The sequence below is a fragment of the Ignavibacteriales bacterium genome, from assembly GCA_026390795.1.
Classification (GTDB): domain Bacteria; phylum Bacteroidota; class Ignavibacteria; order Ignavibacteriales; family Melioribacteraceae; genus Fen-1258.
Genome location: JAPLFG010000003.1, coordinates 1343367 through 1370307, shown reverse-complemented (window position 1 = coordinate 1370307; position 26941 = coordinate 1343367). Strand labels below are relative to the sequence as shown.

19 protein-coding genes are annotated in these 26941 nt (G+C 37.5%); 13 read left to right on the top strand and 6 right to left on the bottom strand.

From position 1 onward, the window contains the following. The first annotated feature begins 6 nt into the window (after window positions 1–6). Window positions 7–3081 (top strand): fused MFS/spermidine synthase, encoded by a 3075-nt coding sequence (locus NTX65_09695; GenBank protein ID MCX6169604.1) that lies wholly within the window; start codon window positions 7–9, stop codon window positions 3079–3081. A gap of 108 nt (window positions 3082–3189) precedes the next feature. Beyond that, window positions 3190–4434: a T9SS type A sorting domain-containing protein gene (locus NTX65_09690; GenBank protein ID MCX6169603.1), complete on the top strand. Its 1245-nt coding sequence runs from the start codon at window positions 3190–3192 to the stop codon at window positions 4432–4434. Between the two features lie 108 nt (window positions 4435–4542). Here NTX65_09690 and NTX65_09685 read toward each other — a convergent pair whose 3' ends face one another. Then, a complete protein-coding gene (locus NTX65_09685) occupies window positions 4543–5088 on the bottom strand; it encodes a hypothetical protein (GenBank protein ID MCX6169602.1) in 546 nt (181 codons plus the stop codon). 7 nt (window positions 5089–5095) lie between these two features. After that, window positions 5096–6064, bottom strand: a complete 969-nt coding sequence (locus NTX65_09680; GenBank protein MCX6169601.1) for an asparaginase — start codon at window positions 6062–6064, stop codon at window positions 5096–5098. 424 nt (window positions 6065–6488) lie between these two features. Here NTX65_09680 and dnaA point away from each other — a divergent pair, with 424 nt between their 5' ends. The 9 genes from dnaA to gyrA all read left to right on the top strand — a co-directional run bounded on the left by dnaA (window position 6489) and on the right by gyrA (window position 17527). Further along, window positions 6489–7892 (top strand): chromosomal replication initiator protein DnaA, encoded by a 1404-nt coding sequence (gene dnaA / locus NTX65_09675; protein MCX6169600.1) that lies wholly within the window; start codon window positions 6489–6491, stop codon window positions 7890–7892. A 314-nt stretch (window positions 7893–8206) separates the two neighbouring features. Beyond that, window positions 8207–9337 (top strand): DNA polymerase III subunit beta, encoded by a 1131-nt coding sequence (dnaN, locus tag NTX65_09670; protein MCX6169599.1) that lies wholly within the window; start codon window positions 8207–8209, stop codon window positions 9335–9337. 1 nt (window position 9338) lies between these two features. Further along, on the top strand, window positions 9339–10451 hold the full coding sequence (gene recF, locus NTX65_09665) for a DNA replication and repair protein RecF (GenBank protein MCX6169598.1): 1113 nt from the start codon (window positions 9339–9341) through the stop codon (window positions 10449–10451). Beyond that, the gene (locus NTX65_09660) at window positions 10429–10728 is read left to right on the top strand and encodes a DUF721 domain-containing protein (GenBank protein ID MCX6169597.1); all 300 of its coding nucleotides are present in this window, start codon (window positions 10429–10431) and stop codon (window positions 10726–10728) included. The genes recF and NTX65_09660 overlap by 23 nt, the downstream gene beginning before the upstream one ends. Before the next feature lie 20 nt (window positions 10729–10748). Then, the gene (gene gyrB, locus NTX65_09655) at window positions 10749–12746 is read left to right on the top strand and encodes a DNA topoisomerase (ATP-hydrolyzing) subunit B (protein ID MCX6169596.1); all 1998 of its coding nucleotides are present in this window, start codon (window positions 10749–10751) and stop codon (window positions 12744–12746) included. Window positions 12747–12854: 108 nt separating this feature from the next. Beyond that, entirely contained in the window at window positions 12855–13856 is a 1002-nt protein-coding gene (locus NTX65_09650) for a magnesium transporter (protein MCX6169595.1), read from the top strand. Between the two features lie 29 nt (window positions 13857–13885). Next, complete coding sequence (locus NTX65_09645; GenBank protein MCX6169594.1) at window positions 13886–14101, top strand: hypothetical protein; 216 nt, start codon at window positions 13886–13888, stop codon at window positions 14099–14101. Next, window positions 14091–14954, top strand: a complete 864-nt coding sequence (locus NTX65_09640; GenBank protein ID MCX6169593.1) for an HNH endonuclease — start codon at window positions 14091–14093, stop codon at window positions 14952–14954. Before NTX65_09645 ends, NTX65_09640 begins: the two co-directional genes overlap by 11 nt. Window positions 14955–15085: 131 nt before the next feature. Then, window positions 15086–17527 (top strand): DNA gyrase subunit A, encoded by a 2442-nt coding sequence (gene gyrA / locus NTX65_09635; GenBank protein ID MCX6169592.1) that lies wholly within the window; start codon window positions 15086–15088, stop codon window positions 17525–17527. A gap of 42 nt (window positions 17528–17569) precedes the next feature. Here gyrA and NTX65_09630 read toward each other — a convergent pair whose 3' ends face one another. From NTX65_09630 to NTX65_09615, 4 genes are all read right to left on the bottom strand, one after another. After that, window positions 17570–20269 (bottom strand): TonB-dependent receptor, encoded by a 2700-nt coding sequence (locus tag NTX65_09630; GenBank protein ID MCX6169591.1) that lies wholly within the window; start codon window positions 20267–20269, stop codon window positions 17570–17572. Between the two features lie 48 nt (window positions 20270–20317). Further along, window positions 20318–21700 (bottom strand): S41 family peptidase, encoded by a 1383-nt coding sequence (locus NTX65_09625; protein ID MCX6169590.1) that lies wholly within the window; start codon window positions 21698–21700, stop codon window positions 20318–20320. Between the two features lie 17 nt (window positions 21701–21717). Then, on the bottom strand, window positions 21718–22764 hold the full coding sequence (locus tag NTX65_09620) for a FecR domain-containing protein (GenBank protein ID MCX6169589.1): 1047 nt from the start codon (window positions 22762–22764) through the stop codon (window positions 21718–21720). Window positions 22765–22843: 79 nt separating this feature from the next. Beyond that, window positions 22844–23431, bottom strand: a complete 588-nt coding sequence (locus NTX65_09615) for an RNA polymerase sigma-70 factor (GenBank protein ID MCX6169588.1) — start codon at window positions 23429–23431, stop codon at window positions 22844–22846. 185 nt (window positions 23432–23616) lie between these two features. Here NTX65_09615 and NTX65_09610 point away from each other — a divergent pair, with 185 nt between their 5' ends. Beyond that, entirely contained in the window at window positions 23617–24840 is a 1224-nt protein-coding gene (locus NTX65_09610; protein ID MCX6169587.1) for an aminotransferase class I/II-fold pyridoxal phosphate-dependent enzyme, read from the top strand. A 189-nt stretch (window positions 24841–25029) separates the two neighbouring features. Then, complete coding sequence (locus NTX65_09605; protein MCX6169586.1) at window positions 25030–26922, top strand: M1 family metallopeptidase; 1893 nt, start codon at window positions 25030–25032, stop codon at window positions 26920–26922. Window positions 26923–26941 lie beyond the last annotated feature (19 nt).

Here is a 26941-nt window from a genome sequence, read left to right as displayed (position 1 = left end):
ATATTTATGAGAAAACCGGCTATTAAAATTATCGTCTCTTTACTTTTTGTTATTAGCGGAATTGCAGGATTAATTTATCAAATTGTCTGGTTCAAGTATTTGAGTTTATTTCTCGGCAATACAACTTATGCTCAAATGACTGTGCTGGCTGCATTTTTAGGAGGGCTTGCATTTGGAAATTACCTCTTTGGTAAAAAAGCAGACTCTTTAAAAAATCCGGTAATGGTATATTCATTGCTTGAGTTGTTTATAGGTGTATACTGTTTAGTGTATCCAACTCTTAGCTTGTTGTTCGGCAATCTTTTTCTTTCGGTTGCCTCCGGCTTAAATATAACTTCACAAAATTTTTTGTTTACCGGTTTAAGATTTTTAATTGCCGCATTCTTACTCTTTGCCCCGACAACTGCAATGGGTGGAACACTTCCGGTACTAAGTAGATTTTTTGTTGATAGACTTCAGGACACCCGGAAAGAGATTGCAATTCTATACTTTCTTAATTCATTTGGAGCTGTAATCGGAGTTGTTTTTGCCGGTTTTGTTCTAATCAAAGAATTCGGTTTAAACATTACTATTTACTCTACAGCCGCTCTGAATATTCTTGCGGGATTAACCGGATTAATAATATCAAGGCAAGGTAAAAATGTAATACCGGAAGCCGATGATCTTTCAAATAAAAAAGAAGACTCTACTTCCATAATCGAGGTTAGTAAAAAAACCGCTGCAGCCGTAGTGCTTGTTGCGGGAATTTCAGGTATGGCCGCGCTGATTTACGAAATGGTTTGGGTCCGTTTGCTAATTAACTTTTTTGGTTCTTCAACTTACGCCTTTTCTTTAATGCTAATGGCTTTTATAGGAGGAATTACTCTCGGTAGTTTTATAGTCTCCCAAAAGTTTATAAACAAATTTAATTATGTAAGACTCCTTACTTTTATACAAACTGCAATTGCTGTTTCAACAATGATTGTGCTTTTATTTTATGAGCGCCTTCCATATCTCTTGTGGCAAATCTCATCAATTTTTTCTAAGTCGCCGCAATCTTTCGAAGTATTTCTTCTTGTAGAGTTCATGCTCTGCTTCCTGATGATGGTTATTCCAACTTTATTTATGGGGATGGCTCTGCCGGTTGCCTCGGAAATTATATCGGTATCAAATAAAAAAATCGGTTTCTCCGTAGGAAGAGTTTTTTCGGTAAACACACTTGGAACTGTCCTCGGTGTGATTTTAACCGCTCTTGTCTTCATTCCGTTTTTCGGAATTAAGGGCGCATTCGAAATCGGAATTGCATTAAACCTAATTGCTGCAATAATTCTTTCTTGGACATACAGATCATTTTCAATTCCGCGAAGGATTATCTCTAATCTATTTTGTGTAGGATCATTTATTCTTTATTTAATTCTTTTTTCCTCATGGAACGAATCGGTAATGATAAAAGGTGTTTTCAAATCATTCGGTGAAGTTCCGCCGGCTACTTTTAATGAATTTTCTAAAACACTTAGCGATGAAAATATAATTTTTTATGAAGAAGGAACTACCGCGACAGTTGCAGTTACGCAATCCACAACAAACCCCGACAAAAAAAGATTGATTATAAACGGTAAGCCGGATGCAAGCACTTATATTGATATGCCAACGCAAGTTCTGCTGGGTCAAATTCCAATGATGCTTCATCCAAATCCTAAAAATGTTTTTGTGGTAGGATTTGGAAGCGGAACAACAATCGGTTCGGTTCTTACACACCCCGTTAAAAATGTAACATGTGCAGAAATCTCAAAAGAAGTAATAAAGGCATCAAAGTTTTTCGAGAAAGAAAACTTGAACTGCACAAATGATTCTCGTTTAAAATTGGTGAATGAAGATGCCATTACTCTCTTAAGTTTATCCAAGGAAAAATACGATGTTATAATATCCGAGCCCTCAAATCCTTGGATTGCGGGAATCGGAAACCTCTTTTCTAAAGAATATTTTAAAAAGTGCTTCTCCTCTCTTGATTCTGCCGGTATAATGGTTCAATGGTTTCATCTTTACGAAGCAAATGATGAAGTTGTCCGGCTTGTGCTAAATACTTTTGCTTCGGTTTTTCCTAATGCACAATTATGGAATTCTGTTGCGAACGATATAATTTTAGTTGGTTATAAAAACAAACCGGTTTTTAATTCTACGGCTCTTCAGAATAAATTTGGTATCCCCGGAATCCATAAAGATTTTGAGCGGATTGGAATTTCGAATCTGTTTACGTTTTTATCTTGTCAATCATCTTCGCCGAGAGGGTTTTTCGCAATGGCTTCCGAATCTCCGATCAATTCGGAAATTCATCCTTTGCTTGAATTTATTGCGCCAAAATCTTTTTATGTCGGAAAATCATCATCATACGTCTATTCCTTTGATGAAAAATTCGATACGCTTTCAAATAGCCTGTTGATAAAAGATTTTGTTGCCAGTTATCATCCCACTAAAGACGACTTTATAAATGCAATAGAGTACAATCTTAACACAAACGTTAATAACAGATTTGCTTACGGACTTTCAAAATATTTAAGGGAATTATATCCAACCGATTACAAAGCAAATCTTCTCTATTCAAAATCATTTAATAAGCTCGGCATTACAAATTCAAGCACAGCGGCGCTTGAAAAGCTAATCGTTTTATTTCCGGATTCTGCACAAATTATAAAAGATTATAACAACCAGGAGATTCTGGAAAAAACCAATGCTACTTCCTTCTTAAAATTATATTCTATTAAAGAGGAAGCGAGCGCTTTTATTAAGACGACAAAGCCGGATAGCGTCTCAATGGTGGCCGTTTATTTGCAGCTTGCTAAAATATATTTACTAAATGGTGAGTATTCTTCCGCAGAAAATTTATGCGCGAGAGTTGAAAAGATTTTACGCGAGAACCCAAGCCTAATTAAGTTAATTGATACCGAGAGTTATTATTACTATGGTGCCGTTTCGGCATTATATAGGAATGATGTGGAAAAAGTTATCGGGTATTTCTTTGCTCTTACAAATCTTAATCGAAACTTCGATGATATATTTCACCTCCGCAGATTAATGGCGTGGCAGATAAGCGGGAGAAGGTAAAAAATTCTTTGATTTTTTGGAAGAAAAGGCAAAAACTATTATTTTTGGCTTAATAAAACCATTCGTCCGATTAATCATTTGTCTATTTTTACTGGATTTCGAAGTGTTATGAAAAATTTTTTGTTATTGTTTCTTTTCTTGTGTTTTGGAAGTGCAACTGCACAATGGAAAAAACACGAGAGCATTCCTTCTTTATCAAATGTCCCTTCAATTTTTGTGGAAGGTCAATACGTTTACGCCGGTGCAGATAGTGTGATTTACATAAGCGCCGATTATGGAAAAACCTTCTTCGCCTCTTCCCGGATTGGAAAAGATGTTGATTTTGTTAGTGCCGTTGTAAAGTATCAAAATAAAGTTTTTGCAGGTACGTATCACTATGGAATCTTTGTTTCCTCCAATAACGGTTTAACGTGGACGGAAATAAATAATGGACTAATCGGCTTGGGAGCTACCGACATATCCGATGTTGTGATTCGTGGCGATAGTATTTATGCTGCAACTTATGGGGCAGGCATTTTTGTTATGGACTTAACAAATCCTCTCCAGTGGAACAATTACGGCGATGGATTATCATATAATAATTCCTACAACGTTTATGACCTTAAACTTATCGACGACGTATTATATGCCGGTGCGGGCGGTAATGGATATTTTTATAGAAACGATGGTAAATCATCCTTTTGGAATGAAATTGTTTTTGGTGCATTTCAAGGGGAGCCATTGATTATGTACGACATACTAAAATTCAATTCTGAATTCTTTATTGCGTCTTCTTATGGTTTACATAAAAGCAAAGACGGTATTAATTGGAGCTATATTAACCCGGGAGTTGGTTATGTTTCCGGTTCAAACTTTGCCGTGCACAATCAAAAAATTTATATCCATTTTTCGAAGGGATATGGAAGAACAATTTGGTTTACTTCATCAAATGGAGGAGAAAGCTGGGATTTTTTAGAAGATCAAATTGGGGCTGAAGTTTTGAATATTGCTGTTGTTGATAATAAACTTTTTGCCGGGAGACTGTACGGGATGTGGAGCCTTGATCTTAACGCCACTTCCGTTAATGATGGCGTTAATATTTCTCAAAATTTTCAATTGATGCAAAACTATCCAAACCCATTTAATCCGGAAACGACTATAAACTATCTGGTTCCGGCAGTAGCCCGGGTTACCTTAAAAGTGTTTGATGTTCTTGGAAAAGAAGTTGCAACGTTAGTTGATGAATACAAACAGCCGGGCAGTTATAATTTCCGTCTATCGGCTAACAACTTTCATCTTTCAAGCGGAGTATATTTTTATACACTTAGCTGCTTGGGTTTTTCAAATACTAAAAAATTTATGCTTTTAAAATAATCTGTTTGATTTCCCACTAATGCACTGACAAAAAACGACGACTCAGTTTGCAGACTTATGGCTTGGCAAAATAGCGGGAGAAATAATTCTTTGACTGGTTTTTAACTATCATATTCCGAGGGGAATGGTTACATGTTTCTTTTCTCTCATCTGCAATGGAATTAGAAGCGCATAGACGAACATCAAGACACCAAGACCGAAAAAGAAATGCCCGACGTAAGAATCATATTCAAGTAATCCGGTTTCTCTTAAAAGCCAATTCCAATCATGATAAACTTTATTGCCGCCAAGAAGGGGAAGTTTTTGAGCGCGTGCGTCAGCGGCATAAACGCTGATATTAATTAAATTTTCTCCAAGTAAGACAAGGAATACCTGCGTTCCGAATCTTTTCTTCTTAATAAAATAGAATATTATAAACATGCTTGGAATTATAATTTGCATCAGTGTTCCGCCAATAGTATAGAGAAACTTTCCAAAAATCTTGAATATACCATGACCGCCTTCATGAATTAGAAGATTTATGTAATCTATAAACGTAAAGCTTCCTGCGTTAAGGGTATAATAGATAACGATCGGCGTTAAAACTATGGTGCCAGTCCATGCAGAGATGGATTGCCAAAAAGATTTTTGTGTTGGCGGATTATAATCTTTCATCTTTTATTTAAAACATCTTTCTCAATTCATTTTGGTCTTTAGTTATACCCAAACATATAATCAATTTTATTCTCGCTTTTTGACCATTTAAGTAATCTGTAAAGATAACTCCCATTTGCTTTAGCCATTTACCGGCTCCGGGGTATCCGTAAATATCTAAAGTTTCCCCGGCGGGGCAACGCGATACCAATACTACCGGAATATTTTTTTCTACTATATACTTTATTCCTTCAAATGCGGGTGGTGGAACATTTCCAACTCCCATTGCCTCAACTACAACGCCATCAACACCGCTGCTTGCAGAGAAATTGAAAAATTTATCATCCATTCCCGCATAAACTTTAATAAGATCTACGTTGGGATTGATTATTTCTGTTTTTATTGTTTCCAGTTTACGCGGCAGTCTGTTATAAATCACTTTGCCCCTATCTACAAATCCAAGAGACCCAAAATCGAGACTGCGAAAAGTTTCTATGTCCTCTGTATGTGTTTTAGTTACTTCACTTGCGGCATTTATCTCTCCATTTAAACATACTAGAACGCCGATACCATGACTGTTTGTATTATTACAGATATGAATCGCATCCAAAAGATTTCTAGGTCCATCCCAATCCGGCTCGCTGCTAGTTTTCATTGCGCCAATTACAACAATTGGTTTTTCTGTCTTAACTGTTAAGTCTAAAAAATAAGCTGTTTCTTCGAGTGTATCTGTTCCGTGCGTAATAATTACACCGTCGACATCGTCTCGTTTAACAAATTCATCTATTTTTTTTGACAATTCCAGCATTAATTGTGGAGTTATATGCGGACCCGGATAATTTCCAAATTCATAAACAGAAATTTTTGCTAGTGTTCTGGCATCCGGAATCATTTTTACCATCTCTTCCCCGTGAAAAAAGGGAATCGCTGACTTTGTCTTTTCATCTATTCTCATCGAGAACGTTCCGCCGGTAAAAACAACCAATATGTTTTTCATAATTTTCCTAAATAGAATTTTTGCTTTACTATTTTTGTAGGCACAAAATTAGCTCTACATTTTCTCTCATCAAAGGTAGGAAAAGAATTTAAAAATAAATTTTTAAGTCAAAATTAATTTGCACAAATGAGGTGCAAAACATATCTTCACAACTCCTCACGGCAGATAAATTAGTGTGTTAATAAAATGTTGATAACTTATTCTTGTGGAACGTTCCACAATTTTAATCGGGTACGTGGTTTTGGCTTTAGTTGTAATTAGGATGTTCACCATAAATTGTTTTTTCTTGAAAGTGCTTTTATATAAACGAGTTACTCGCTCTAATTAATGTTAATAATTTGTGAACTGGGTTTGGGAAAGTCGTTTTTAGTTAATAAATAATCTGTTTTTTACACCTTTTTCAATCTTCTGTATTGTGGATAATATGCAAAACGCGGCTATGAATCTTCAAAGTCCCTCTCTGGAAAAAAACGCTAAGGATTTATGGAAGGAGTGCTTAAGTCTTATAAAAGATAATGTTCCTTTTATAACTTACAACACCTGGTTCTTACCAATTAAGCCTTTTGAATTGGAGAACACTACTTTAAAAATTTATGTCCCCAATAATTTTTTTATCGAATGGATTGAAGAACACTACAACACGTTGATCAATAAAACTGTTTCTCAAGTTCTTGGCGGCGAAGGCAGACTTGCTTATGTAATTTATGAAGAAAAAGAAATTGTCGAAGAGCGAACTAGAGAAATACCGAGCAATGGAAGCGCTCCAGCCGCAGTTCAAATTATAAAACGAGATTACGAAACATATCTTAATCCGCGTTATACTTTTGAAAATTTTATAAAGGGCGAGGGAAATCAGCTTGCACGAGCTGCCGCTATGGCGGTGGGCGACAGTCCCGGTCAAACTTCTTTCAATCCATTATTTATATACGGCGGCGTCGGTCTTGGTAAAACACATTTAATTCATGCCATCGGTAATAAAATTTTAGAGAAAGATCAAAACAAGAGAGTGATTTATATTTCTTCGGATGCGTTCACGGTGGAATTTGTTGAAGCTATTCAAAGTAATACATTAAATGAGTTCTCAGGTTTTTACAAAAGCATGGACGCTTTGATAATAGACGATATTCAATTTCTGGTAGGTAAGGAAAAAACACAAGATTTGTTTTTCCAGATTTTTAATACTTTACATCAATCCGGAAAGCAAGTTATTTTATCAAGCGATAAGCCGCCTAAAGATCTAAAAGGGTTAAACGAGCGGTTGATCTCCCGTTTTTCTTGGGGTTTGTCCGCGGATATTCAGCCGCCGGATTTTGAAACGCGCGTCGCCATTCTTAAAAATAAAAGTGAAGTTTATGGAATAAGTCTTTCTAGAGAAATAGTAGAATACATTGCGCAGAATATCTCTTCCAATATACGAGAGCTCGAAGGATGCTTAATAAAACTTTTAGCTAACTCGTCTCTTAATTCAAAAGAGATTGACTTTGAGTTAGTAAAAAAGACTGTGAGAGAAGTGTCTACAAATAAACAGGTAAACATTTCAGTTGAGCTTATAACAAAAGTAGTATGCGAATATTTCGGCATTGAAGAAAATAAGTTGCGTGAAAAAAACCGTAAAAAAGAAGTGGTTCTTGCGCGCCAAGTTGCAATGTATCTTTCGAAACAACTGACAAAATCATCTCTCAAAACTATTGGTTTACATTTTGGAGGAAGGGATCACTCAACGGTAATTCATTCGCAAACAACCATCGAACAATTATCTTTAAATGATCCTAAAATGAAAGAAGTTCTCGATTCACTAAAAATGAAAATTGAAATTAGCGTCACATAATTTTTTGTTGATATAGAGTGTATAACTTGTATAAATAATGTTAACATTACATTACTTTCGGTTCGTCAAGGTACAAGTCGCGGTTATTAATGAATTATTAACATTATACAGGTAACAATTTTTTGTTATTCAGGCATTAAAAGGGAATATATAGCAGTTACTAACATATCAACACTCTTTATTATTATTATTCATTTTAAAAATATTACTTAAGTATAATAATAGAGCTGTTGAAATGTTAACAAACAAGTTCAGACATAAATTGAAAATTGCATCAATTTTTGATATTTTTTGACCCAACATGGAGACGGATTATGGAATTTAAGGTAAACAGTAAAGAACTCGAAAAACTTCTAAGTAAAATAATTCCGGCAGTTCCCGCACGGACGCCAATGCCGATTCTAGAAAACTTTTTATTCGAAGTTAAAGACGGTCAATTAACAATCTATGCAACCGATCTTGAAATTTCTCTGAAGTCCTCCTTAAACATTGTATCCGAAGAAAACATAAAAATAGTAATCCCTGCACGTTTATTAAACGATGTAATCCGTTCATTGAAAGACACAACAATTCATTTCAAACTGTTGGCAAATAAAAAAATTAACATCGTAACCGATATGGGAAAATATACGATCAGTTACTTGGACGCAGACGAGTTTCCGGAAATACCATCGGTTGATGCAGATAAAAATGCAAAAGATATAAATGAAGTTTTGGTTAACGGAATGGAATTACGGCAAGCGTTTGATAAATGCGCCTTTGCAATGAGCAAAGAAGAAATGAGACCGGCTATGATGGGAACACTGTTTGAATTTACAGATGACGGTCTTCGCTTGGTAACCACCGACGGTCACCGCCTTGTAAATATTTTGAAGAAAAATATTAAAGCTGCTTTCAATCAGCAATATGTTGTACCAGAAAGAGCTGTCTCTGTTTTAGCAAAAATACTAGACGAAAAAGATGTTAAAATTCATTTAACAAAAACTTTTGTTTCGTTCAAGTTGAACGACATCGAATTAATAACTCGTCTCATAGCTCAAAAATACCCGGACTACGCAAGCGTTATTCCTTTGGAAAACGAATTTCAGATGAAAGTAAACACAAAAGATATTCATGATTCGATTAAGAGAATGATGCTCTTTTCTACAAGCAGTACACGACGCGTTAAATTTTCTATCTCGAAAGATGCATTAGAAATTTCAGCGGAAGATTTGGATATTGGGGCATCCGGCGAGGAAAAAGTTATATGTGAATATGAAGGAGATGCTCTTGAAATTGGTTTTAATTCCGCTTATGTGAATGATGTTTTGAGTCACTTAAATACAGAAGAAGAAGTCATTTTTAAACTTCATTCACCGACAAAAGCGGTTGTAATAGAGCCGGTTCAGAAAAAAGAAAATCAAGATTTAATGATGCTTTTAATGCCGGTTCGTTTGAATACATAAAATGGTTCTTAAACAAATCGAATTGCAAAACTTCAGACTGCATAAAAACACATCGCTGAATTTTTCCGATAAGCTGAATTTGATAGTGGGTGGAAATGGGCAGGGCAAAACATCCATCTTAGAGGCAATTTATTATTTGTGTACCACAAAAAATTTAAATCTTGCAAACGAGAATGATGTAATCTTGTTTGGAGAACAATATTTTGACGCAAAAGGAATTTTTTCCGACTTGACTGAAAATCAAACACGAATATTTTTTGACACAATAAAAAACAAGAAAAATTTTTTCCTAGATGAAAAACCGATCTTTAATTCTTCGTCAATCATTGGAAAATTTCCGATTGTTACATTAATACAATCCGACCACGCAATTACTCAAGGCGCGCCATCGGAAAGAAGACGGTTTATAGATTCAGTAATTTCACAGGCTAGCCATACGTATTTAGAAATGCTTCTGGAATTCAATAAAACATTGCGTCAGCGATCATCCCTGCTGTCGCAGATAAAAGAATCTAGAAACATAAATCTGTTTAGTCAGCTTGAAGCATGGACCGAAACGCTCATTACTACCGGATCGGAAATAATTAAGCACCGGATTCGTTTCGTTAAAGAATTTAATTTGTATCTGCACGAAGCATACAATCACATAATTGAAAGCGCAGAGGAACCGTTAATTATTTACGATTCACTTACAGAAGTAGATGAAGGAAATGCCGCGGATAAATTTCGTGAAGAGCTTGCGTTTATGCGCGAAGATGAACTTCGCAGAGGGACAAATCTTGTAGGACCGCACCGGGATGATTTTGTTTTTTCTATAAACGGACTAGAGTTAAAACGTTTCGGCTCTCAAGGACAGCATAAAACTTTTCAGATAGCATTAAGGTTTGGACAATTCTTCTTCATGGAAGAAAAACTCGGTAAGACACCAATTTTTTTAATGGATGATGTGTTTGGCGAACTTGATACTTACCGCGCGGGAAGAATAAGTGAGTATCTTTCTTTAATCGGTCAGGCATTTATAACTATGACCGATCTTACAAAAACGGAAGGACTCAATATAAATGCGGAAAACATTTTAATAAAAGTTAACAATGGCACAGCAGCATATGCGTAGCAGTTTTAGAACCTTAGAAGACCTACTTAAAAACGAAAGTGAATTTTCGAATTTGCGCGAGTCGCTTAAGAACTACGATATAGTTGATGAGTTTGAAAAAATATTTCCCGAACTGAAAATAATTGCTCAAGCAGTTAGAGTTGATAAACAGGTTCTCTTTTTACGAGTAGAGAACTCTGTTTGGAAAAGTGAACTCAACTTTAAAAAGAATTTAATCGTAGATAAAATAAATAAGCATTTCAACCAGCAAATAATCAAATCAATTAGATTTTTGTAAAGAAGGATAACAGATAAATTATGGCGAAAGAGAACGGAAAAACAAACGGCAATTCACAAGAAGAGTACAATGCGAAAAGCATTAACGTTTTAAAAGGTCTTGAAGCGGTTCGAAAACGTCCCGCAATGTATATCGGTGATATCGGCGCACGCGGGCTTCATCATCTTATTAGCGAAGTTGTTGACAACAGCATTGATGAAGCGCTTGCCGGCTATAACGACCGCGTAGTGGTTACAATTCATAAAGATCAAAGCGTCACTGTTGAAGACAGAGGACGTGGAATTCCTGTTGATATGCACCCGGAAGAAAAAAAATCTGCACTTGAAGTTGTTATGACTGTTTTGCACGCCGGGGGAAAGTTCGATAAAAATTCTTATAAAGTTTCAGGCGGTCTTCACGGCGTAGGCGTTTCTGTTGTTAACGCGCTTTCCGAATGGCTGATTGTTGAAGTGAAAAGAGACGGAAAAATTTATACTCAAGAATACAGACGCGGAATTCCTAAATATAGCGTAAAACAAACCGGAACTTACAAGGGTGAAAATACCGGAACCAAGACTACATTCATGCCAGATAAAGAAATTTTTAAAACAACAAAATTTCATTTCGATACCGTTGCCGAAAGACTAAGAGAACTAGCATATCTCAACAAAGAAGTAACGATGACTTTAAAAGACGAAGCGGAAAACCAGGAAGAAGTTTATAAATTCAAAGGCGGACTGATTGACTTCGTGAAATATCTCGATGAAAACCGTACTCCGATTCACAAGCCCATTTACATTGAAGGCGAAAAAGATAACACTCCGGTTGAAATTGCTTTTGAATACAGCGATTCATATTCGGAAAATGTTCACTCGTACGTAAACAACATCAACACAATTGAAGGCGGAACGCATCTCGTCGGATTCAGAACAGCGCTTACAAGAACGTTTAACAATTACGCATATAAAAACGGGCTGATAAAAGACAGCAATAAAATATCTTTGACAGGTGACGACTTCAAAGAAGGATTAACGGCGGTAATTTCAATTAAGGTTATGGAACCGCAGTTCGAAGGCCAAACAAAAACAAAGCTTGGCAACGGAGAAGTTAAGTCAGCCGTGGAAACTCTTGTCGGAGAAAAACTCTCCGAGTTTCTCGAAGAAAACTCTTCAATTGCAAAAAAGATAATTGATAAATGTATGCGGGCGGCAGAAGCGCGCGAGGCGGCACGTAAAGCCCGTGAACTCGTTAGAAGAAAAAACGCGCTTGACACAATGCATCTTCCGGGTAAACTTGCCGATTGTTCAATTAATGATCCCGAACATTGTGAAATATATATTGTTGAAGGTGATTCTGCGGGCGGTTCCGCAAAGATGGGACGCGATAGAAGATTCCAGGCAATCCTTCCAATCAAAGGAAAAATTTTGAACGTTGAGAAAGCAAAGATCAACAAAATTCTTGAGAATATAGAAATTCAAGCTATGGTCTCTGCTATCGGCGCCGGTATTGGCGAAGAGTTCGATCATGAAAAAGCACGGTACGGAAAAATTATTTTGATGACCGATGCCGATGTTGACGGAAGCCACATTAGAACCTTACTTTTAACTTTTCTCTACCGCCACATGAAAGAATTGATCACATCCGGAAAAGTTTATATAGCTCAGCCGCCGTTATACAAAATTAAAAAAGGAAAAGAAGAGCACTATGCTTTTGACGAAGAGGAGAGAGATAAAATTTTAAAACGTTTCAGAGCGGGTAAAGAAGAAAAAATACTCACGATTGAAGAAGTTGAAGAAACCGAAAACGGGGAAGTACAAGTTAAAGGAATTGTTATATCACGTTACAAAGGTCTGGGCGAAATGAACCCGGAACAATTGTGGTCAACAACTATGAACCCGGAAACCAGAACAGTTCTTCAAGTTAATGTGGAAAGCGCTGCCGCGGCAGATAAAGTTTTTGAAACACTTATGGGCGACGCAGTTGAACCGCGCCGTGCGTTTATAGAGAAACACGCTAAGTACGCAAAACTGGATATCTGACATTGTCATTCTGAGGAGTCCCGAGCTTGTTGAAGGACAACGAAAGAATCCCAAAGATTGCTTCGTTCCCTAGATCGGGGACTCTCAATGACATCGAAAAGAAAATGAATGCAAGACAAACATTTATATCGTCAATTGGCAATGGAACATGCGCGGAAAGATTTTACTGCGCTGGATAAAAATCTTACCGTTGACCAAACGCTGAAGAAGATACGGGAAGAGGGCGTTGGCGAAAGAATAGTTTACTTTTATGTTGTTGATGAAGAGGAAAAACTTGTTGGTGTATTGCCCACAAGAAGACTGCTGATCGGTAAAGCAGAACAGAAATTGGAAGAGATAATGGTTAAGCGTGTTGCAGCGCTGCCGAGCACTTCAACGGTATATGATGCGCTTGAATTTTTTGCAACATATAAATTTTTAGCTTTCCCGGTAGTTGATGCGGAAAGAAAAATTGTCGGTATAGTTGATGTAAATCTTTTTACCGACGAACTGCTTGAAGAGAAAGACTCGGAAGAAGATGAAATAGAAACTCAGAATTACGATTCGATCTTTGAAACAATCGGTTTTCGAATGAGCGAAGTAAAAAACGCTTCGCCGTTAAAAGCTTGGCGCATTAGATTACCGTGGCTCTTTGCCACCGTTACGAGCGGAACAATCTGCGCACTGTTAACGGGAATGTTCGAAACAACGCTGGCGGAAAGTTTAATAATTGTGTTCTTTTTTACTTTGGTGTTGGGACTTGGCGAAAGCGTAAGCATTCAGTCGATGACGGTAACTATACAAGCATTGCATACTTCACAACCGTCGTTGAAGTGGTATCTAAAAAGTATTTTGAGGGAAACGCAGACTGCTTTACTTCTCGGTTTAAGCTGTGCCGCAATTGTTTCTTTGGTGGTTATTTTATGGAAGGGAGAGATTGCCGCAGCGTTTGTAATTGGCTTAAGCGTAATGGCGGTTCAGTTAATTGCTTCGGTCTGGGGATTGAGTGTTCCGGCTCTGCTGCACAAACTGAAACTCGATCCTAAAATTGCAGCCGGACCAATTACGTTAGCGTTGACAGATATTTGTACTATACTCTTTTACTTTGGACTGGCAAAAATGCTATTATAAAAGAAACTATTTGTTAAAGGGGAACATTAATGAGCGATAAAAATTTTGAAAGAAAAAATTGTAAAGAATGCGGTTTTGAATTAACCACTATTAATTTTTCTGCTGAAATGACAGAACAGTGGTCATGGAACGGGAACGCTTGGGAGTGTACGGCGCATAATTCTCTTATAGATGATCCCGCTCAAGAAGTTAGGTGTCCCGAATGCGATAAAGTGGTGGGAACAGGAAAAGAATTTGGATTCTAATAAGATGATAGAATTAATAAAAAAACAAAGCCCCATAAATTATAACTATACAACGATCAGAATGACTAGGAGTAGACTTGAGTATGGTCTTCTAGCAATACCAACTGCCATGCTTGATATTTTTCCAAAACAAAGCATTGAGATATACATTTATTTTGATAGCTCTAACATATTACAAGAGAAAAAATTTATTATCTCAGAAAAAAATAGAGAAGCAAGAGTTTATGGTCTTTCGGAGTGGTATAGAAAGAATAATATTTCTGCGGGAGACGAAATTTTAATTCAAGCGATTAATAACAAAAAAAGAGTTTATCGATTCATTACGGAGAAGAAATTTATTGAGCGAGTTAAGAACGTACAAAATAAATTCGATATATCTAAAAACGAAGATGATGCAAGAACGAGTTTATTAGAAATTGCTAAATGGAATTACTTGGAGGAACAAGAAACAATTCTTCGAGAATTGTATAGATTATCACAAGAATTGCCAACGAACAGAAAGGAAAGAACTAGGGTAAGTGTAAAGGTTAAAGAAAACACACCACCTAACTTGAAAATCATTTTAGAAAAAGTTTATAAGGGGCATTGTCAGGTTTGTGACTTTTGGTTTTTGAAAAGAGACAATAAACCTTTCTTTGAAATTCATCACCTAGAACCTCAAACTGGAAACAACCCGAAAAATTTGATAGTAGTTTGTGCAAATTGCCATAGACAATTTACTTATGCTGAAGTAAAACACTTTTATCAAGAGGGTTGGTTAATAAAAGTTGTTTTTAACAATCGAGAGCATATAGTTAACCAAGTAAAACTCGATAAATATTTAACCAATACGTATAAAAATGTTTTCAATTAAACACAGAAGAACTTTCGATGACCCATATTCGAAAAATTAGAGAAAGAGTAATAGATTCCGGCTTTCGCCGGAATGACAGAAGATAGAAAAAAATAAATCATAAATTCAAAATCCTAAATCAGAAGTAAAACATGACCACAATATTCGAAAAAGTAGTACCCGTAACACTTGAAGAAGAAATGAAATCATCTTACATCGATTATGCTATGAGCGTAATTGTTGCGCGCGCATTGCCCGATGTAAGGGACGGATTAAAGCCTGTTCACCGCCGCGTTCTATTCGGCATGCACGAACTTGGAGTTCCGCACAATAAGCCGTATAAAAAATCCGCACGTATCGTGGGTGAGGTGCTTGGTAAGTATCACCCGCACGGTGACACAGCGGTTTACGATTCAATGGTTCGTATGGTGCAGGATTTTTCCTTGCGTTATCCGCTTGTAGACGGACAGGGAAATTTTGGTTCCGTTGACGGCGACTCACCTGCGGCTATGCGTTACACTGAAGCGCGACTTGCGCGAATTGCGGATGAAATGCTGCGCGACCTCGATAAGAACACTGTAAGTTTTGTTCCAAACTTTGATGAATCATTACAAGAGCCGACAGTTCTTCCATCATATTTGCCGAACTTATTGATTAACGGCGCAAGCGGCATTGCTGTCGGTATGGCTACAAATATTCCGCCGCATAATCTTGGCGAAATTATTGACGGACTTGTTGCGATAATTGATAAACCGAAAACAACTGCGGAAGAATTGATAAAGATTGTTAAAGCACCGGATTTTCCAACCGGAGGAATTATTTACGGTTACGAAGGAGTGAAAGAAGCTTTTCTAACCGGACGCGGTAGAATAGTCATCCGCGCAAAAGCTAATATTGAAACTCTCAAGAATGATAGAGAAAATATTATCATCACGGAAATTCCGTATCAAGTTAATAAAGCCTCTCTAATTGAAAAGATTGCAGATCTAGTTCGCGAAGGAAAAGTTGAAGGGATCTCAAATATTAGAGATGAATCCGACCGTGACGGAATGAGAATCGTAATTGAATTAAAACGCGACGGGCAGCCGGCAGTTACTCTTAACCAGCTCTTTAAACACACACAGATGCAGGTAACATTCGGTGTGATAATGCTCGCGCTTGTAAACGGTCAGCCGAGAGTTTTAACTCTTCAGCAAATGATGCAGTACTTCCTCGATCACAGAATGGATGTGTTGATCAAACGAACAAAGTTTGATCTTGATGCTGCCGAAAGACGCGCACACATTTTGGAAGGATACATAATTGCTCTTGATAATATTGATGCGGTAATTCAGACGATCAAAAAATCGAGAGATGCCGAGACAGCAAAAACAAGCTTGATGAAGAAGTTCAAGCTTTCCGAAATTCAAGCTAAAGCAATTCTTGATATGAGATTGCAGCGCTTAACCGGACTTGAAAGACAGAAGATAGAAGATGAATATAAAGAAGTGCTCAAGTTCATCGAAAAATTAAAAGGCATTCTGACAAACGAAAAGAGAAGATGGTCAATAATTAGAGAAGAACTTCTTGCCCTAAGAGAAAAATATGCCGATGAGCGGAGAACAAAAATTGAAATGCAGCTGCAGGAGTTCAAACTAGAAGATATTATTGCCGAAGAAGATGTTGTTGTTACAATTTCTCACGCGGGATTTATAAAACGTTTTCCTGTTAGTGGATACCGCAGACAAGGAAGAGGCGGTAAAGGTGTAACCGGAGCCGGAACCCGCGAAGAAGATTTTATTGAGCATATGTTTGTTGCATCAACGCATCACTATATTATGTTCTTTACGGATAAAGGAAAATGTTACTGGCTAAAAGTTCACGAAATTCCGGAAGGCGGACGTGCCACAAAAGGACGTTCGATTCTTAATCTAATTGAAAAAGATAAAGAAGAGAACATCACGGCGTTCGTCTCGGTAAAAGAATTTACTGATGATAAATATATTGTTATGGCGACCGAACAGGGAACAATCAAAAAAACAGTTCTTTCCGCTTACTCAAATATCCGTAAAGGCGGAATAATCGCTATTAATCTTAGCGGCAACGATCGCTTGATCGAAGCAAAATTAAGCGAAGGAAAGAACGAAATTATAATCGGTACAAAAAATGGAATGGCCGTTCGCTTCAACGAAAAAGATGTTCGTAATATGGGCCGTACCGCAACCGGTGTACGTGGTATCAGATTGGGTAAGAATGACGTTGTAATTGGAATGCTGGTTATCCGTAATGCAACAACATTAATGGTTGTTACTGAAAAAGGATTCGGTAAACGTTCCGAGATAGAAGATTACAGATTGTCAAAACGCGGCGGCAAAGGAGTTATAACCGTAAAAACTTCCGATAGAAACGGAAAATTGATTGCGATGAAAGAAGTGAACGATGCCGACGAACTTGTAATCATCACAACGGGAGGAATGGTAATTCGTCAAGCAGTCAAAGAACTCCGTGTAATGGGAAGAAACACACAGGGTGTTCGATTGATCCGCTTGAATGAAGGCGACGACATTGCCGATATCGCCCGCGTAATTCCGGAAGACGAAGGCGCAGAAGAATAATATGTTTCTACGCTTTTAAAGCCGGAGAGAAAAATTTCGGTTTTAAAAATTATATAAGATTCCTAAAGAAGGTAGTATTGGCAGAAGAGGATTGTCTTTTCTTACAGGCGTTGAGCTGTTATAGGTATAGTTAAAAGAAAGGACGTTTCTCTTGCCGAATATATTCAACACATCGATATAAATATTCAGCAGGTTATTAAACAGCTCGAAAGATTTACTTAGTCTTAGATCAAACCTTACATACGACGGGTAATGATCAGAGTTTTTCTGCAGCGGCACCCATTCGAAATTTCTTTTGCTGGGATTGTAGCTGGTGCCATATGGTGTAAACGCGTAACCGCTTCCGTAAAAAAATCTAATACTCGACTCCCACATAGAACCAAGATGAGCATTTAATACTGCAGATAAAGTATGACGCTGATCGGTATAACGCGGGTAATACTCACTTTCCGCGTAAAGCTTCTCTCTAGCATTTAGAAATCCATAGTTCAGCCAGAGATCGCAAGGGGAAAATTTAGCAATCATCTGAAAATCAAATCCGGCGGCAGATCCCTCGGCGCTGTTTTGTTTATCAAAGTATTGAAGAGAGCCGTCGCTCATTCGGCTAACAGGAAGAAGGTCGGAATATTTCTTGTAATAAAACTCTATCTTGGCAAATAGATCACTCGAAAAGTTTCTTTCTACACCGGCAACGAAGTGAATAGCCTTGGCGTATGGTGTGTTTGCTGCCGACGGTTCGTAATACTTCAGCTGTTTGAATGTCGGGGGCTGGTAATAAACGCCCCATGAAAGTCTGAGAATAAAATCCTGGGGGAATGTATAAGATAAATTTAACCGCGGTGAAAATTTAGCCTGTTTGTTTAGAGCGAAATAATCACTGCGGAATCCGGCATTAATTACAAGGTTGTCCAACGGTTGAATAATGTTCTCAATAAAACCTTCGGTTCTATAAGAAGCAAAATGTACGTCTGCCGTATCGTTGTATAACGGATTTTTAGGATAATAAATAGTTGTAATAGTTGGATTATAATTGATGTTATCGGAAAAATATTCTTCTGTACCCGCATTTTTATCTAAATCGTATAAAATTCTTTTGTAGGAAAATCCTGTTTTAATCGTATAGAAAGGTGAAGGCGCAAAAATAAAGGTCTGCTTGGCCGATAATGTTTTTGTATCCGATTGATTTAAATAATTCGCATAATACCTGTATGCCGCCCAAAGGTCGGGAAAGTTCTGGTAAGTGTAATCCTGCTTTTTTGTTTGATGCATAGTCTCATACTCCGCCTCATCGTACAAGGACAAAATAGTGTGTGCGGAAAAACGCGGAGAAAAGATTTTATCGTATTTCGTTGCGAGTAAAGTGTTGTGATAATTTGCATCAACAACTCTGTAGTTTACTCCATTATACGATGCGGTGACTCTCTGTTTGTTTATTGTGGCAAGCCATTGTGAGCCGTAATAATCCGTGGTTGGATCCTGAGTATCCTTATCTTTCGAGAAGATTAGAGTTGTCGTTACAATATCGGAATCACTTATTTTATAATTAAATGTACCTTGTAAATCATAATACGAAAGATTAATTCCAACATCGGCATGAAGCGATCTCATAAGCATGTCGAGGTAACTATGTCTAAGAGCAAAAGCGAATGAACCTTTTGATGTAAGCGGTCCTCGTAAAAGCAAAGACAAATCGATCATGCTCAAATCGACTCTGCCCGAATAAGAAGAATTATTTCCCTTGTCATACTCTAAATTCATAATTGAACTTAGAGCATTTCCATATTCGGCGCTGTAACCGCCGGAAGAAAAATCAATATTCTTTACGAGATCAATGTTGAATATTCCAACGCCCATGGGTGACATTGCCTTTAAATGAAACGGGCTGTAGATTTCAACACCATTAACAAGCACTAGATTTTCGTCAAAAGTTCCACCGCGAACATTAAAAAGAGCAGTACCTTCGTTGTTATTGCTTACTCCGGGAAAAAGTTGTACTGAACGGAGAGCATCTTTTGTAAATCCGGCAAAATTATTCACCTGTTCATTCCGGATAGAAGTCAAACTTATCTCACTACTTGATTGACGCGAAAAGACACTTACTTCCTGAAGCATATAAGAAACCGGAGTTAAAGGAACAGCATAAGTTGAATCGTTAGTCGTAATAATTATCCGCTCTGTTTTATACCCAACATATGAAACAAGAATTACCGACGGAATTTCGTTCAGATCAAGTTCAAACTCACCGCTGAAATTTGCTATCGTTCCGGATTGAGTGTTCTCAATTGAAATTGATGCACCGGGAAGGGATTCCCCGTTACTTGAATCAATAACCTTTCCATTTATTTTAATTGTTGATTCACCGACACGATCGTTGTTTATGTTTGCATTCGTACTTTTCTTTACCACGATTTGATTGTTAACTCTTTTGAATTCCAATCCGTAATCTTTTGCGAGAGAGACGAGTAGACGATACATTGATTCATTGTTCACTTTTATTGTTGCTTTTTCATTTAACGGAATTTCTTCTTTTATGTAGAAGAATTTGAAATTTGTCTTGTCCTCAATCATCTGTAAAATTTTTTCCAGTGTAACATCAACAGCGTCTAAAGTTATTTTAATATCGCGAAGATTTCTTCCTTCAACCGAAGCAATAACCATATTTGAAAAAATCACATGCAGTACAATAACTGCAAGAGTAATGCAACAGATCCGTCGATAGAAATGAAATTTAGTTTTTACCATGTTCTTTCAACGGTAGAATAGGCCAAGATCATAATTAATTCTCCTGCTTCACTTTTGTAAAAATTGAATAGCCCGTTCCAAAATAACATCACGACGCGCTGCCTCGTCCGCATTGGTTATTCTTACGGGAATGTCCGGCGGTAATCCTTTTCCTTCGAACACTTCTTGATCAGCGGTGTATTGAATCCAACGGGAAACTCTGTAGCTCCATCCATTTGGAAGTTGTAGTGTTATTGGATTTGCCGAACCACCGCCAGTTGTATCGCCGATAATTGTTACATTAGGCAGAGTACGGAACATCAAAGTTGTTCCCTCCGCACTGCTGAAGCAATGACGGTTGGTTAGGAGCGCAACCGGTTTTGTAAATTGCCTCAATCCTTGCGGTGCTATAGGATGCGAAATATATTCCGTGAAATCGGTATGCTTGGGACCATTGCGCACTTTGGTGTAACTGTAAATTCTTTGTTTGTCTGCAAACCGGCTTGCTACAATATTACCCAAAATGTCGCTGCCGCCGCCGTTGTTTCTGATATCAACGATAATTCCACGCATCTCTTTGAGTGAATCAATTACCCGGTCGATACCTTTTGACCACTCGGTTTGATCACCCATAAGATTTGGACCAACGTAAATGTAGCCGATGTCGTTCGCTACTTTTCCATAGTGTATATATCCGCCGGCGGTAGTCCCGTAATCGGTATTTAAATAATTAATTATAACCTCCATACCAAGAAAATTATTTGGATAGCGGCTGTACCATTCGGTATAAAAGTAATTACCGTATGGTGTTGATAAACTTACATGACCATCTTTAAAATTGCTCAATAGAGAAGATGCGATCTGAAAAAGTTGAGGGTCGGTTGTTTTATTTGTTGCTTGGGGACGATAGACGGAATAAAGTGAATCCCAATTGATATTTTTAATTATAAAGAAGGAATATCTTGCGTCGAACTCTTTCCATAAGGTTTCAAAATTATTCTCGGGTGATTTATCTTTTAAAACAGAACTGGAAACCGGAATAAAAGTTATTTCCCATGTAGAAGAAATGGAAGCAGTTGGTTCCTTCATACTCATACGAAAAATGGTTGAAGTCAGTTCAAGGATCTCCGCAATATTCTCGGATGAAGTTCCTTTGTCGAAAAGAATTTTTGTTTCGCCGTTGATTAACTCCCATGTCCCGTTATGAATTGGTGTTGTATAAGTGCCGTCTTTGCTAAATGTCTGTGATATGTATGGTAACTGAGAAGAGATGTCGATTTTCTGTCCGGGACTGGAACTTATATCGAAAACTTTTTGGATTTGCCATGATGTTCCGGTAAGCAGATCTGCTTTTGTTTGTATTGGCTCATTTAAATTTTCTTTGCAGCTTGTCGAAAAAATAACCAATATGAACAAAAATGAGACGGCATGAAAATTTTTTTTGATCTTCATCTGGAGCCTCAGCACAATTATTTTTTGAAGAAAACTATTTCTTTCAATTCGTGGTTCTCTTTTATCCGTTTATACCAAAGCCCTGTAGCTTTCTTAATTACTTCGGCAATTGTCAATGGAGATTCCTTTTCGAAGTTGGCTCTTATTTTGAGATTGCCAAACGATTTATCGGCTAGTACAAACTTTGTACCGAAAGCTCTTTCTAGGTGAATCAAAACTGTAGAAAGCCGTTCATTGTCGAAAATGAGTTTGTTCTCTTTCCAACCAAGTACTTTTTGTGAATCGAATATATCCACAATGCCTTTTGCCTCTTCTATGTTGTATATAAGTTGCTGTGATGGCGTAAGCAAAACGACCTCTCTTTTCAAATTGCTTTTATCGGCAGAGACTTGGACTTTACCTTCTATCAGTGCAACCGAAACATCATTTTCGTTTGGATAGGCGCAAACATTAAATTTGGTGCCGAGAACTGTTGTCGTTAGATCGCCGGAATGAACAACAAAAGGCTTTGCCGGGTTGTGGGTCACTTCAAAGTAGGCTTCTCCTTCCAGATAAACTTCACGCAACGCTTTTTCAAATGATGAAGGGAATTTCAATTTACTATCAGCATTGAGAATTATTTTTGTTCCATCAGAGAGCGTGACCAAAGATTTTTCACCCATCATCGTAGATTTGCTTTTCCAAACAATTGAATCATTGTTGGATTTTATTACACCCCAATAATAGAGCGCAGAAACGCCGATAGTCAAAAAGAAAATAATAGAAGCCGCTACTCGCAATAAGTACGGTTGCGAAAAAAATGTTCTTATTTTTCCCTCTCGGTAAGTATCAAATGAAGGATCGTGCTTCTTAATTTTACTTGTCAGAGAATTAAATCTATCAGCAAGATACGAGTGCGATAGTTCTGCCGGATCTTTCACCACATTCCACTTTTCAGAAATCGAAAGAAAAAGACGGTTATACTCCTCCTGTTTTAAGAGTTCATTTAGTTGAATGTTTTCATCGGGCGTGGATTCCTTTGACAAATATTTTGTCACTAGCTCGATGAAATTTTCTTCGTTCATAAAATTTATCCTATTTGTAAATATTCTTTACCTATAAGACAACAATTTTGTAATCGATCTACTACTGGCGGTAAAATTATTATGGAAATAATGAAAGAAAAATTGTGAAGAGTTTTTTGAAGCCGGGATATTTACCTGAGATGTATTTTGCCGCTTTAACCATCTGATTCTGAACCGTATTCACAGAAATGGAAAGCGTTTCGGCTATTTCTTTGTAGGTTAGTCCATCAAAACGGTTCATCCGAAAGATCAGTTCTCTTTTCCTCGGAAGTTTTTTCAGAAGCGCGTTAATTTCTTTTATGAGATCCTCAGTATGAATCGGTTGGTCTGCAGAGAAATCCGATGAAATATTGACGCCATCTATATAATCGACGTGTTCGAATTTAGCCCGGTTTCTTTTGATATAATTCAAAGATTGGTTTCTAACCGATGTATAAAGATATGCTTTTAAGCTCGTGTTGATTTCAATTGTAGCTTTCTTCGTCCAAAGATTGAGGAATACATCCATCACGACCTCTTCGGCTAACTGGTGATTCTTCAACAATTGTATTGCGAAGTAGAATAAGCCCGGGTAATATCTATCGAAAAGAATTTTAAGCGCATGCGCATTAACATTCTTAAGCTGAATTAGCAATTCATTATCGGAAATATTTTTTTCAGCGGCCATGTGAAAACATAAAATTATTTTCTTCCAAATAAGAGTGTTATTTTTGCTCCGGCGATAATAGGAAAATTAAGTTCGCTAATATCAGCCGGTCAACGGAAGTTTAAATAAAAGCAACCGAATAAAGTTTTTGAAAGATCGGAAATATATAATCTTCATTCAATCTAAGTAAGCGGGAAATAAACATTATGAAAGATCAAGAAAAATCCACTCACAAAAATTTACAGTTTGATTCAAAATGCGTTCACTCCGGTCTTGGCGATTATGAATTTGGTCCGGTTGTTCCTCCAATTTACCAGACATCAACGTTCAAATTTGAATCTGCAGAACACGGCGCCGCTCTTTTTAAAGGAGAAGCGGAAGGATACATTTACACACGTATGAAAAATCCTACAGTTGAGGCAATGGAAAATGCGGTAGCTGAACTTGAAGGCGGACATAAATCATTAGGTTGCGCAAGCGGAATGGCTGCCATCAGTACGGTTTTTATGTCATTGCTTCAATCGGGCGATCATGTTGTTTGTTCAAAATCGGTTTACGGCCCAACTCTCACTTTGCTTCAAACAGTGATGAGTAAATTCGGAGTCGAATCAACTTTTGTTGATACCGACATTGACGGCGCAATTGAAAAAGCGATGAAACCAAATACAAAAATCGTTTATGTAGAAACACCGGCAAATCCAATGATCACTATAACAGATCTTGAAACAGCATCTAAGATTGCTCATAAACAAGGCGCACTGCTTGTAGTAGACAATACTTTTATGAGCCCCGCTCTTCAGCAGCCGTTTAAATTCGGAGTTGATGTTATTCTTCACAGCATGACTAAATTTTTGAACGGACACGCGGATGTTGTTGCGGGAATAGTTGTAGTAAAAGATGAAGAGATGTATCTGAAGATGAGAAAAACTTTGAATCAGATTGGCGGTGTAATTGATCCATTCAATTCATTCCTTGTTCACCGCGGATTAAAGACTCTATCAATACGAATGCAAAGACATTGTGAGAACGCACAGCTTGTCGCCGAATATCTTGAGAATCATCCAAAGGTAAAATGGGTACGCTACCCAGGATTGAAAAGTCATCCTAATTATCAAGTTGGATTGAAACAGCATAGCGCACCCGGCGGAATGATTTCGTTTGAATTAAATGGCGGATTCAAAGCGGGCGAAATTGTTATGAACTCAGTTAAGTTATGCGCGCTTGCCGTTAGTCTTGGAGGAGTTGAAACGTTAATTCAGCACCCTGCCAGTATGACGCATTTATCAATGGGCGCCGATGCGCGTAAAGATGCGGGCATCACAGAAGGATTAGTTCGTCTTTCGGTTGGAATTGAAAACGTGAAAGATATAATAGAAGATCTTGAACACGCGCTTGCAAAAATTCCAATGATGGAAAAAGCGAAAGCATAAAATCTTATATTATAATTCTGATCCCGGCGCTGAGATTAACTTAGTGCCGGGAGAAGATTCCCTCATAAATAAAGATTTTTTTCTCTTCTCTTAAGTTTACTGGCAGACATACTATTTATTTGTTTTAATCTTTCTACCGCACTATTTTTGCCGCACATCATCACACAAACGAATTTTTGGAAAACAAAAATGAAAACAAAACCCACCCTATATTTTCTAACTGTTGCGTTATTTCTTTGCAACTTAGCATTCGCACAAAAATCATCTCTTAATATTCCGCTCAATATTCAGAAGGCAATTAATAACGGTACGCGCTCACTTGACGGCAAACCGGGGCCAAAATATTGGCAAAATAAAGCCGAGTATAAAATCAAAGCTGAACTCGAACCCAAAACCCGCATGATTACCGGAGAAGAAACAATAGTATATTTTAATAACAGTCCGGATACATTAAAGCAGTTAGTTGTTAAAGTGATGCCGGATCTTTATCGTAAAGGCAACATGCGCGATTTTGAAATTTCTCCGAATGATATTACCGACGGAATTCATTTACGCGAAATCAATGCTGGCGGACAAGAAATAAAAATAGACGGAACCGATAAAGCAATCCGGCGAGAAGGAACTAATTTATTTATTATGCCGAAGCTGCCCCTGGCTCCAAAATCTCACATAGAATTAAAATTTGCATGGAGTTTTATTCTTCCGAAAGAATCTAATGTTAGAATGGGTACATATGACAGCACATCATTCTTTGTCGCTTACTGGTTTCCTCAAGTTGCAGTCTATGACGATATTGACGGCTGGGATGTTGTTAATTATACCGGTCAGGTCGAAATGTACAACGACTTTTCAAATTATGAAGTTGCATTAACCGTTCCGAAGAATTTTATTATTTGGGGAACGGGAATCCTTGAAAATCCGGGCGAAGTTCTATCAAAAAATGTTTTTGAAAAATATAAAAACGCCAATAATTCAGACGTGGTTGTTAAAATAATTGAAGAGAATGATTATAAAAAAGGATTGGTAACAGCAGACAAAGAAAAACTTACTTACAAATTCAATGCGGATTATGTGCCGGACTTTGTATTCGCCGTAAGCGATCATTATCTCTGGGACGGATCGAGTCTGATTGTTGATAAAAAATCGGGAAGAAGAACATTTATTAGCGCTGCGTACAAAAAAGAATCGAAAGATTTTTATACCGTTGCAGAAGTCGCACGTAAAGCAATTGAAAGTTTTTCTACATCAATTCCCGGAGTTCCGTTTCCGTATCCCAAGATGACAGTGTTTAACGGTGAGGGCGGAATGGAATTTCCGATGATGGTTAATGATTCATCCGAGCCCGAACTTCAGGGAACTGTTCATTTAACTTCGCATGAAATTTCTCACACATACTTTCCATTTTATATGGGAATTAACGAACGCAAATACGCCTGGATGGATGAAGGCTGGGCAACAATGCTTCCGTGTGATTTTCAAACAACAAATGCACCGGGCTACGATCCAAGAGCGCGCAACGCAATAAGTTTTTCCGAATTTGCAGGCAATGAACAAGATGTACCGCCAATGGTTTTATCTTATGAATTGCGCGGAGCTTCATACCGTACAGCATCATACCGAAGACCGGGTGCCGCTTACGAATTCTTGCGTCAACTGCTGGGTGATGATTTATTCAAAAAAGCTTTACACGAATACATGAACAGCTGGAACGGCAAACATCCAATTCCTTTTGATTTCTTTTTCACCTTCAATTCTGCATCGGGACAAAATCTCGACTGGTATTTTAATCCGTGGTTCTTTGAAAACAAATATCCCGATCTTGTCTTATCAGCAAAGGTTTCCGGGGACGGCGTTATCGTTAACATTGCTAATAAGGGCGGTTTGCCAGTTCCGGTAAAATTAAAATTCTATTATGATGACGGAACGAGCGAATTTGTTTACGAAAAAAAGGCCGACGTATGGAAAAATGGAAATGCTTCTGTTACAACTCTTATACAAGCAAAAAAGAAAGTAAAGAAAGTTGAACTCGGAACAACTCAAATTCCGGACGTAAACACGAAGGACAACACTGTTGAGTTTTAATGACGGGAAGGAACATAGT